This is a genomic window from Gryllotalpicola sp. CP2-P1 (assembly GCF_057512245.1).
Genome location: NZ_JBLRDT010000089.1, coordinates 1 through 10,984 on the forward strand (window position 1 = coordinate 1; position 10,984 = coordinate 10,984).

At 70.2% G+C, this 10,984-nt stretch carries 5 protein-coding genes and 1 pseudogene; all 6 read right to left on the reverse strand.

The genetic code is table 11. The features are described from left to right. Positions 1-148: 148 nt before the first annotated feature. Positions 149-2,434 carry a transglutaminase-like domain-containing protein gene (locus ACM2XV_RS08620; protein WP_487026636.1) on the reverse strand — a complete coding sequence of 762 codons (2,286 nt, stop codon included), beginning with the start codon at positions 2,432-2,434 and terminating at the stop codon, positions 149-151. Continuing rightward, positions 2,431-3,729, reverse strand: coding sequence for a DUF58 domain-containing protein (locus ACM2XV_RS08625; protein WP_344776654.1), 1,299 nt, complete (start codon positions 3,727-3,729; stop codon positions 2,431-2,433). The genes ACM2XV_RS08620 and ACM2XV_RS08625 overlap by 4 nt, the downstream gene beginning before the upstream one ends. A 1-nt stretch (position 3,730) precedes the next feature. After that, positions 3,731-4,699 (reverse strand): AAA family ATPase, encoded by a 969-nt coding sequence (locus ACM2XV_RS08630; RefSeq protein WP_344776652.1) that lies wholly within the window; start codon positions 4,697-4,699, stop codon positions 3,731-3,733. 16 nt (positions 4,700-4,715) lie between these two features. Beyond that, entirely contained in the window at positions 4,716-10,043 is a 5,328-nt protein-coding gene (locus tag ACM2XV_RS08635; RefSeq protein ID WP_487026637.1) for an Ig-like domain-containing protein, read from the reverse strand. Between the two features lie 9 nt (positions 10,044-10,052). Continuing rightward, complete coding sequence (locus tag ACM2XV_RS08640; protein ID WP_487026638.1) at positions 10,053-10,766, reverse strand: FHA domain-containing protein; 714 nt, start codon at positions 10,764-10,766, stop codon at positions 10,053-10,055. Then, a pseudogene (locus ACM2XV_RS08645) lies at positions 10,754-10,984 on the reverse strand (serine/threonine-protein kinase); the annotation flags it as partial. The pseudogene ACM2XV_RS08645 and the gene ACM2XV_RS08640, both read right to left, overlap by 13 nt.

A 10,984-nucleotide genomic window follows, 5' to 3' on the forward strand; every position in this document is an offset into this window, starting at 1 on the left:
GGGTTCGGACCGGGGTTCGGCGTGAAGAACGGCAGGCCGCCGGGCGCCGCGGGAACCTGCTCGCGCGCGGGCACCCCCTCGGGCTCGGGCGGTGGCGGCAGCAGCCCGGGCGGCGGCTTGATGTATCCGTCCTCAGACATCGGGCCCACTATATGCGCGAGTACCGGTAGTCCGAGAGCCGCCTGCGCAGCCACGTCATGCCCTCGCGGGCGTGCTCGAGCACCGCGTCGACGTCGTGCCACAGCGCGTCGGCCGCGTCGTCGGCGAGCTGCCCGGCCGCGAACACCGCGTGGTCGACGCGGCGGGCGAGGGGCCCGAGCACCCCGGGCTGCACGGCGACGCCGGATTCCTCGCCGGCGCGTTCGTAATGGGAGACGAGCTGAGTGCGGGTGGCGACGTGACCTGGGCGGTCGAGGCCGAGCTCGCGGAATCCGCTCGTCAACTCGGCCCACGCACCGGCCGCGCGCCGATCGACAGGACCCGTGGCGCGCTTCCTGCGCCGCCGCCTGCGCAGCAGCCAGACGATGAGCAGCGGAAGGAAGACGATCGCGAGCAGAAGCAGCAGGCCGCCGCCCGCCCAGTAGGCCCACGCGGGGATCTGGAAGCCGTGGTCGCTCTTCTTCTTGTTCTGGTCCTTGGTCTGCACCGGCGTCAGCAGCTGGTCGTCCTTGGGGTGGTCGCGCGGCGGCTGGCGCACCTGCGGCTGCGGGATGATCTTCGGCTTGACGGTCTGCTCCTTGGGGGCATCCGTCTTCGTCGGCGTCGGGAAGAACGGCACCCAACCGACGCCCTCGAACGCCACCTCGGCCCATGCGGTGACGTCGTTGCCCCTGACGGCGACCTGACCGGCGCCCTTCGGCACCTTGGCGCCGAGCACGACGCGCACGGGGTAGCCGAGCGAGTGCGCCATGAGCGCGAACGCGGTGACGTACTGCTCCTGGTCGCCGACCATCGGGTCCTGGGTGAACAGCTGCTCGATGCGGTCGGCGCCCTCGCCCGCCCGCGACGGCACCGGGTCGCTCGCCCGGCCGTGGCTGAGGTAGCCCTGGTTCACGAGCGACTTCTGCAGGTTGACCATGGTCTGGTAGGCGGTGGTGGCGCCCCCTGCGTACTGCTTCGCCGTGCTCGCGACCACATCGGGCACGCTCGCCATCGGGGCGGGGTCGACACGCGCGGCCGGGATCGCGGTGAGCGCCTTGCTGTTCGGCACCTTCAGCGCCGTGACGTCGAGGTCGTAGCCGAGGCCGGATTCCACGCCGGAGGTCAGCGCGATGGTGCCGGTCTCGGTGTTCACACGCACGTTCTGCGAGAGCTTCGCCGCGTCGGGCCCGTCGATCGTGAGGCCCGTCGGGTAGCTCGCGTTCGGCAGCCACACGCCCGAGTAGCCCTTGATCGTGATGCGCGCGTGCGAGGTGGCGCCCGCGCTGAACAGCTTGGGCGCGGGCAGGTCGGTGCCGAGCAGCCGGAACGCTCCCGAGCCGGTCGCCGTGCCGGCATTGCGGGCGACGTCCCAGACCACGCCGTTCCAGCTGTCCATCGTCGCGAGGCGCACGTAAGAGCCCGCAGCCAGGCCCTGCTCGGTGAACAGCGTCGTCTTCGTCTCGTCGTTCACGTACTTGCGGAAGGCCGCGAGCGGGCTCGGGTAGTCGAGCGGGTCGAACGGGGGCACGATCTCGTCGCGGGCCACCACTCGGTCGGCCGTCGCGGGCTGCACCACGGCGCCGACGAGGCCCCCCGCGAGCAGGGCGCCGAGCACGACCGTCGCGATTCCGGTGAGCTTCCGGCGGGTGGCCAGCGTGCTCTCGGCGACGTTCGCCGCGGCATCTGTCGCGGAGCGCCAGCACACCCACACGAGCGCGATCGCGGTGAACAGGATGCCGCGCACGCCCGCGAGGAAGGTGAGGTGCGTGCCGAGGATGATCGTCGCGACGAGCAGGGCGAGCGGGGCGGCGACCGCGACCGCGCGGCGCAGTGTCGAGCCCGAGCCGACGCGAACCGGCCAGTACAGCACGATCGCCGCCGGAATGGCCGCCGCCGCCCAGCTCGCGCAATATGCCAGCACGGGAATGTACGGCGGCGCCTGCAACGGGATCGTGAGCGTCACGGCATCGGACCAGCCGAACACCGCGCCGCGCACGAGGCCGTCGAGCGTCTCGAGGTTCGGCAGCACGCCGAGGGTGGCGACCGCGGGCATCGCAAGGGCGCTGCCCAGCAGGAAGTACGCGAAGATCGCGAGCGCGATCGAGGTGACGAGCGACTGCCGCAGCCAGCGGCCCAGCAGCAGAGCGCCCAGACCCACGGCGAGGCCGCCGAAGGCGGGCAGCGCGAACGCCGCGCCGCCGTACATCGGCTGGAAGCCGAGCGTGGCGAGCGCCACGAGCGCGGCGACGGTGCCGAGCTCGATGAGCGCGCGCCGGCCCACGGCGGGGGTCACTGCCTGGTTCCCAATCGCGAGAGCATGAGCGGCAGCTCACGCAGGGTGGTGACGGACGCCACCGTGACCGGTCCCGAGCGGCGCATGACCGCCTCGCCGGCGACATCGGCGCGCACGGCCGTGAACACCGTGTCGTGGTTGAACAGGGTCGCCACCGCGCGCAGATCGGCGGCGGGCGTCTGCGAGCCGACGACGAGCAGCACGACGCTCGGCTGCGACTGCCGTGCGGCGAGACCGCGCACCACCTCGCGCAGCGGCTTCGCGCCGCGCTTCACGGGCTCGAGGCGGCAGGAGTCGTCGAGCAGCGACACCGGCGACACGGTATGCATGGCGCCGCCGTCCCACCCCGCGACGATCTGGTTCTCTTCCCCGATCACGTGCACGCCGACCGAGGCGAGCACCGAGACGGCGAGCTCGAACTCGTCGTCGCTCGCGTAATGCGCCGCGTCGGCGCCGAGCACGAGCAGCATCTGCGAGCGCCGCGTCTCCTGATACTGCCGCACCATGAGCTGGCCCGTGCGCGCCGAGGTGCGCCAGTGCACATTGCGCATCGAGTCGCCCTGCTCGTAGGGGCGCAGGGCGTGAAAGGCCAGGTCGCTGTTGGTGATGGTCTTGGTCGGCTGGCCCTCGAGGTCGCGCACGAGACCCTGGGCGGACGCCTTGAGCCTGCTGGTCTGCGGGTGCACGAACAGCTCGATGCGGTCGGTCCAGGTCTGCGTGCGGCGCAGCAGCCCGAGCTGGTCGCCGCGCACCGAGGTCGCGGGGCCGGCGAGGATCAGCGCGCGGCGGTGGGTCGGCACGGCGAAGAGGTCCTCGTGCTCCTGCCCGGGGGCAAGCCGCGGCAGCTGGAACTCGGCGTGCGCGGCGCCGACGGGCAACTCGATGCGGCTCGGCAGCACCGGCCGCTGACCCGAGTTGGCCACCGCGATGCGGCCGAGGGCGCGGCCCCCGACGACCACGCGGCGGGGGTTGAGTTCGACGGTCACGGCGTAGGTGGTGCGGCCGATGGCGTACCCGCACGCGATCGCGAGCGCCGCCGTGAGGGTGACCCCGATGAACACCAGCTCGGACCAGTGCAGCAGGAAGCCGACGAGCAGGCATCCGATCGCCGCCCCGATCACGATGCGGCCGGCGACGGGCACCGCGTTCGCTGCCGCCTTGCCGGCGCGCGCGACGGGCGCCGCCGCGCGCGTCACCGGCTCGATGTAGCGCATCGAGCGGGTCGACAGGGCGGCGAGCCGGCTGGTGAGGGTGCCGGTCGCGCTGCTGGCGAGGTCGCCGAGGGTCGAGGTCATGTCAGGCGACTCGCGTGGTCGGCGGTGCGACGGCCGCCAGGGCGCGCTCGACGATGTTCTGCGTCGTGACGCCCGTGAACTCGGCCTCGGGGTCGAGGATGATGCGGTGCGCGAGCACAGGCACCGCGAGCGCCTGCACGTCGTCGGGCGTCACGTAGGTGCGCCGGTCGGCCAGCGCCCACACCTTCGCCGCGCGGGCGAGCGCGAGCGCACCGCGGATGCTGACGCCGAGCGAGGCGTCGGAGTCCTGACGCGTGCGGTCGACGATGTCGCTCAGGTAGGTCATCACCGCGGCGTCGGTGTGCACCTCGGCCGCGAGCTGGATCATGGAGGCGATGACGGATGCCTGGATGATGGGCTTCACCGCGTCGGAGCGCGTGCGGTTGGAGGCATCCAGCAGCAGATTGACCGTCGTCTGGCGGTCGGGGTAGCCGAGGCTCGTCTTGACGAGGAAGCGGTCGAGCTGCGCCTCGGGCAGGGAATAGGTGCCCGCCTGCTCGACGGGGTTCTGGGTGGCGATCACCATGAAGGGCGTGCCGACCGGGTGCGGCGTGCCGTCGACGGTCACGACGCCCTCTTCCATCACCTCGAGCAGCGCCGACTGCGTCTTCGGGCTCGCGCGGTTGATCTCGTCGGCGAGCACGACCGACGCGAACACGGGGCCCGGGTGGAACTGGAACGCGCCGGTGGACTGGTCGTAGATCGTGACGCCCGTCACGTCGGAGGGCAGCAGGTCGGGGGTGAACTGGATGCGCGACTGCGTGCCCTCGATGCTGTTGGCGAGCGACTTCGCGAGCACCGTCTTGCCCGTGCCCGGCACGTCCTCGAGCAGCACGTGCCCGCCGGTGAGCATGCTCGTGACGACGAGCTTGATGACGTCGTGCTTGCCGAGGATCGCCTGGTCGAGATTGGCGATCAGCTGCGCCACGGCGTCGGCGAACCAGTCGGCTTGTTCCTGGCTTACGGGCATGATGGTCCTTTTCTCGTTAGGGGGCGAAGTTCGCCGATGCGCTCAGGCTTCCCAGCGTGACCCGGGCGGGGTTGAAGCCGCAGTACTCGTTGTAGGCCTGCTCGCCGGTGTCGAACGTCCAGGTGGTGCCGGTGACGTGCACCGAGAAGGTGTGCAGCAGGCTGTCCTGGCAGTACACCTGCAGCGAGTAGTTCCCCGGGTCGTAGTTCTTCGCGACGACGTGGTAGTAGTAGCACTTGCCCGTGCGGCAGGTGTCCTTGTAGCCGGTGTTGGCGCCCTTGCTCAGGTCGAGCGACGCGGGCGGCGGCGTGACGTACACGGTGTTCGACATGACGTACTCGGACGCGCGGCCGGTCGCGTCGCTGACCGCGCGCACGTGGAACGAGTAGCCCACCTTGTTCCCCTGGGGGTCGGTCGTGCGCGGGCCACCCGAGGCGGAGGTCGCGGTGGTCGTGTGGTCGCCGTCGAACAGGTACTCGTAGTGGATGCTGCCGCCGCCGGTGTCCGTGACCCGCGACCACGTCATGGTGATGTTCGACGGGGAATGCAGGTTGTTGTCGCCGCTGATCGTCACGTTCGTCGGCGCGGCGGGGGTGCCGTACGGGGTCACCGCGGCGCTGCTCGCCGATTCGTCGGACCAGCCATCGGCGTTGTGCGCTGCGACCGTGAAGGTGTAGGTGGTGCCGTTGGTCAGGCCGCTGAGGGTGACGTCGCCCGCGGCGCCGAAGTTCCACGTCTTGCCGTTGTTCGACGTGACGCGATAGCCGTCGATGGTCTTGCCGTTGTCGGTCGGCGCCTTGATGGACATGGTCGCCTGCGTGTTGTCGGCCGAGACGTTCTGCGGCGCGAGCGGCTGATCGGGCACGTCGTGGATCGTCACCTCGTACTGGCCGATCACCTGCTCGGTTCTGGCCGGGTCCTTCGTCGCGTCCTGCACGTGATACGTGACGTTGACCTTGCCGGGGTCGGCGCCGCTCGAGGCCGCGACCGTGATCGAGTCGTTCGTGTGCTCGACCGTCACGCCCTTCGGCGAGCTGACGACCGTGGCATCCGTGATCTTCAGCGGGGTGTCGGGGAACGGGTTCGTCCAGTACTCGGTGCCCACCGCGTCGTCGAGCGTGACCGAGTGGCTGCGCTGCAGCTCTTTCGCCTGCGGCGGGTTCTTCTGCTGCGCAAGCGGGCGCGTCGAGCTCGTGACCGTGACGTCGACCTCGCCGGGAATCGAGAAGTTCGCCGACTTGACCGTGAACTTGAAGACGGCGGTGGTGTTCGGCTTCTGGTCGACGGGCGCCTTCACCGACAGCGTCGACCCGCTGAGGGTCGCCGTCACCCCGCCGACGCTCGAGGACTGCAGCCCGGTGTACTGCAGGCTGTCGAGGATCTGCTGGTTGGGGTGGTAGCTCGCGGCCCGCAGGTCGACCTTCTTGGCGTCCTCGCCGGGCTCGATCTGCACTTTGGGCGGCGTGAAGGTCGGCGGCACGTCGGACTGGTCCTTCGACCCGACGGTGATCGGAAGCGTCAGCGGGGTGATGCGATCGCTGGCCTGCCCGTCTTCCTTGCCGTCGTCGACCCTGAAGCTGACGGATGCCGGCCCGCGATAGTCCTTCGCGGGGGTGAAGGTGAACGAGGTGCCGCTGCCGGTGACGGTGCCGTGGTCGGTCGTCGGCGCCCCCGACAGGGTCGCCGGGCGGCCGGAGGGCACGTCGAGGATCGCGCCGAAGCTGAACGTCTTCGACCCGTTCATCTCGACCACCTGCTCGCCGAGCCCGGGCTTGATGCGCGGGGCGTCGGTGACCTTGCGCGCGACCGCGTTCTTGTTCTGGTTCGGCGGCGGGGTGGCCTTGATCGCCTTCGGCGGCACCACGAGGAACGCCTTGCCGGTGAGCTTTGTCGCCGGGTCGGTGACCTGGTAGGCGATCACGGTGCGCTTGCTCTGCGTCTGCACCGTGACGGCGCCGTCCTTGCCGACTTTCGCGAGCTTCGCGTTGGCCCCGGTCGTCTGCACCGTGAGGTCGGCGACCGGCCCGGAGGGGTTGGTCGCGCCGGACAGCGCGTCGACGACGACGGCGGACTTGCTCTTCGCGTCGTTCGCCGCGACGTAGTGGTCGATCGCGGTCGGGTAGCGGGGCTTCGCGGTCTTCGACACGGTGACCTGCACGTAGGCGCTCGCGTGGCCGCCGTGGCCGTTGCTGATCGTGTAGTGCAGCGTGTAGACGCCCTCGGTCTTGGGCGCGGTGAAGAGCACCGCGGAGCCGTCGGCCTTCACGTCGGTGAGCTGGTCGTCGACCTGGTCGAGCTTCTTCTGGAGCGTGATGGGGTAGCCGTTGGGGTCCGAGTCGTTCGCGAGCACCTGCACCGAGCCCGTCTTCCCCGGCCGCACCTCGACCTTGTCGTTGACCGCGGTCGGCGGCTGCAGGTTGGTCGGCCGGGGGATGACGGCGATGCGGATCAGCCCCGTCGCCGTCTTCCCGAGCGCGTCCTCGAGCCGGTAGTGGAACTGGTCGGTGCCCGAGCCCGACTCAGCCGCCTGGTACTGGAATCCGGTGGCGGTCGTTCCCGAGACCTTCCCCTGCTTCGGCGCGTCGGTGACGCCTTCGAAGAAGACCGAGTCCCCGTCGGGGTCGAGCCCGTCGAGCGGCACCGTGATCGGCACGGTGCTGCCGGCGAACACGCGCCCGGTGATGGTCTGCGGCTGCGGCGCCTGGTCGCGCCCGGCCGGCAGCACGTTGAAGACGACGTTGGCGGTCGCCGTCTGCTTGTGCTCGTCGGTGACGGTGTAGGCGACGCTGTACGCGCCCGCCTTCGCCGGCGCCTGATAGCGCACCGTCGAGCCGCTGACGAAGGCGGTGCCGCCGCCGGCGTGGGCCGTCGACTTGAGCACGGGGTCGAGGGCGAACGGCTGATCGTCGGGCGAGTAGTCGTTCTTGAGCACGTCGACCGTGGCGATGTCGCCCGCGCGCACGTTGACCGCGTCGGTGACGGCGACCGGCGGCTGGTAGTTCACGAGCGGCGCCACCGGCACGACGGTGATGGTGCCCTTGGCGCTCTTCACCCCGTCGCTGACGGTGTAGTCGAGCTGCACCTGCTTCTCGAGCACGCCGGGCGAGGTGATCTTCACGACGGTGTTGTCCAGCAGCTGGATGTTCAGCGCGCCGGCATCCGCCCCGCCCGTCACCTGCTGCACCGCGAGCACGCGCCCCGACGGCGACACGTCGTTGTCGAGCGGCGTCACGCTCGTCGTCTGGCCGGGATGCACGTAGGCGACGTCGCCCACGGCCAGCGGCGGGGCGTTCTTCGCCTGCGGCTCGACGACGTCGACCCGGATCAGCCCGTCGACGTCCTTCCGCGTGCCCGCGCCGAGCTTGTAGGTCAGGTAGTACGTGCCGGTCGCCTGGCCGAGGATCTTCACCGTGCCCTGCTGCGGGTCGGCCTGCACCGAGAGCGACGGGTCGGTCGAGCTCGCGTCGTCGAGCGAGAGGGTGTCGCCCGACGGCGACTCGTCGTTCGCGAGCGGGTCGAAGGTCAGGGGCTGGCCGAGCGTCGCCTCGGCGAAGTCGGGAACGGCCACCTGCGGCAGCTGGCCCTTCGCCTTCACCGTGACCTCGAGCTTGCCCGAGGCTTTGAGCTTCCCGTCCGAGACGGTGAACTCGACCGTCTTAGTGCCGACCTGGTTCGAGGTGTTCGTGAAGGTCACGTCGCCGTCGGGCGTGAACGAGACGTCGTCCTGGCTGGTGGCCGCCGCGCCCTCGAGGAAGATCGAGTCGCCGTCGGGGTCGATCCAGTCCTGCAGCACGTTGTAGGTGATCGACTGCCCGACCTCGACCTGGCTCGTGCTGGCGCGGTTGGCCTTGGGTGCCGCGTTCTGCGCAGCCGCGTGGACCGCGACCTGGACGTTGGCGGATGCCTCACCGCCTGAGCGCCCGTCGGTGACGGTGTAGCGGAACGACGCACCGGAGGACCCCGGCGCCGCGGTGAACTGCAGCGCACGACCGCCGTCGATCACGTCGAGCCTGCCGGCGGCGGGCGGCACGCTGATCGGCGCCTTGACGGTGAGCACGTCGCCGTCGGGGTCCTGGTCGTTGTCGAGCACCGGCAGGATCGTGGTGCGACCGGCGCGCACGCCGAAGGAGTCGTCTTCGGGCGCGGGGCGGTGGTTCTGCGTCGTGCGCTTGGCGAGCGTCTGCTGGAAGGACTGCATGACGGGCTGCTCTTTGCCCTTGTTCGACTGCTTCTTCTGCGTGTTCTGGGGCTCGAGGGTCTCCCAGTTGCGCACGAGCTTCATGTGCTGCGAGACGATCCAGGCATCCCCGTTCTGCACGTTGTTGAGCGCGATCACGTTGTGGTTGACGCGGAACCTGAGGTCGTCGCCGGTCACCGCCGTGCCGATGTCCTGGGCGATGGGCTGCCGCCCCTCGCACGCATAGACGTACCGACCGCTCGCGGCCCACGCGCCGTAATCGCAGCCCTTGAGCTGCACGGGCGCCGACACGTCCGACGAGGTGACGGCCGTCGGCGTCGTGCCGCCCGCCTTGATCGTCGTCGCGTCGCCGCCGTCGAGCGGCACGCGATAGAGGCGATCGGATGCCGCGACCACCACGTTCGACGACGCGCTGCTCGGCTGCTGGATGCGCAGGCCCGGGTCGGGCAGCTTGAGCGTCTTGCTGGGGGTGCGCAGCCGCGACCCGCCCTTGTCGAGCACGACGGGCGTGGTGCCGACGGCCGTGATCTGCGGGTCGCCGTCGATGGCGAGCTTGGTCTTGGTGGCGGCCGCCCCGGGGCGGGCCACGGTGTAGAGCGCGTCCGTCGACGGCGAGGTGGCGAACACCGTGCCCGAGCGGTCGACCACGGCCACGGCGTCCTTGCCGAGCTTCGCGGCCGGCTTGGTCTTCGAGGCGTCGAAGGCGAGCTGGTTGCTCGCATCGATCGACCACAGCGAGCCCTTGGGCGAGAGGATGGCGAGGGTGTTGCCGCCGTAGCCCACCCACGAGTCGTCGGGAATGGTGATCTGGTCGGTGAGGCTGACATAGGCCGGGTCGATCTTCTGGACGGTGCCTTTGGAGGCGTTCGTCAGGAAGTACGCCGAGCCGTTCTGCAGCACGTCGAGGTCCTCGGAGGTGGCGTTGACCGAGGCATCCAGCTCATCGATCTGGTGATTCAGCCGGCCCCCGAGCAGCTTCGCGCCGTTGGTAACCCACACGTCGGCCGCGTTCAGGTTGACGTCGGTGACGGGGAACCCCTTGTGCAGCACGGCGAACGCCGTGGGCACGCCCGCGACGATCGCGAGCGCCGCGACCGACGCGATCGTCCTGTGCTTCTTCAGCCGGGTCAGGATTCCGCCGCTCATCGGCCCCCCTCAGTCACTGTCCGACTCCTGCGGCGCATCGAGCAGCGGCAGATCCTCGACGCTCACGAGGTGGGTCGTCACGGCATATTCGACGAGCCGCGCGCGACGCCCCGTCGCGAGCTTCCCGGGGCCGCCCCGCAGCCCAGCGACGCCGAGCTTGTCGAGCTTGTCGCAGACGTTGTCGAGCTTGCGGTTGAACTTGGTGAGGTTCCAGCCCAGCCGCTCTGCGGCCTCCGCCGAGGTGGGGATCGAGCCGCGGCCGGCGATCCGCTCGGTGAGCACGCCCTCGGCCAGCGCGACGATGAGCAGCTTCTGACTGCTCGTCAGGGTCACGGGCAGCACGGTGGTCGACCCGGCCTCGCGCGTCATCACCGAGGAGGTCTCGTAGACGTTGCCCTCGCTGTGCACCATGAAGTCGTACGTCGTCGACCCGGCGCTGAACATCACGTTGAGCTTCTGGAACACGATCGGCAGCCGCGCCCCCGGCGCGAGCCAGGCCTGCACCGCGCCCGAGGAGTCCGCGACGGTCGCCGTGAGCAGGTTGCCGACGTTCGCGATCCACCACATGCCGTGCTCGGAATACAGGCTCAGGAAGTGGCGGTGAAGGTACGGATTGTCGTCGATGGAGAGGTCGGCCTCGCGGCCGATCATGAACGGCGCGTCCTCGCTCACGTCGTACCACTCGCCGACGTATTCGACCCGCAGCCGGTTCACGACGTGCACTCCGTCAGCGCATTGGGCGAGGTGCGCCCGGCCCGCAGAATGCGCACGTCGATGCAGACCTGCGAGCTCGGGTCGGTGCCCGTGACGACCGCCTTCGGCTGGTCGACGGTCTCGTTGCTCGGGTTCGTCGCGTGCAGCGTCCAGACATACTGGTCGCCCTTCTGCGGGGACGGGTTCGTCCACGTGAAGGTGACCGTGCTGCCACTGCGCGTGACCGC

Excerpts from the sequence above, each read along its gene's own strand:
- ACM2XV_RS08625 (WP_344776654.1), bottom strand. The coding sequence starts at position 3,729 with ATGACCTCGACCCTCGGCGACCTCGCCAGCAGCGCGACCGGCACCCTC.
- ACM2XV_RS08630 (WP_344776652.1), bottom strand. The coding sequence starts at position 4,699 with ATGCCCGTAAGCCAGGAACAAGCCGACTGGTTCGCCGACGCCGTGGCG.
- ACM2XV_RS08635 (WP_487026637.1), bottom strand. The coding sequence starts at position 10,043 with ATGAGCGGCGGAATCCTGACCCGGCTGAAGAAGCACAGGACGATCGCG.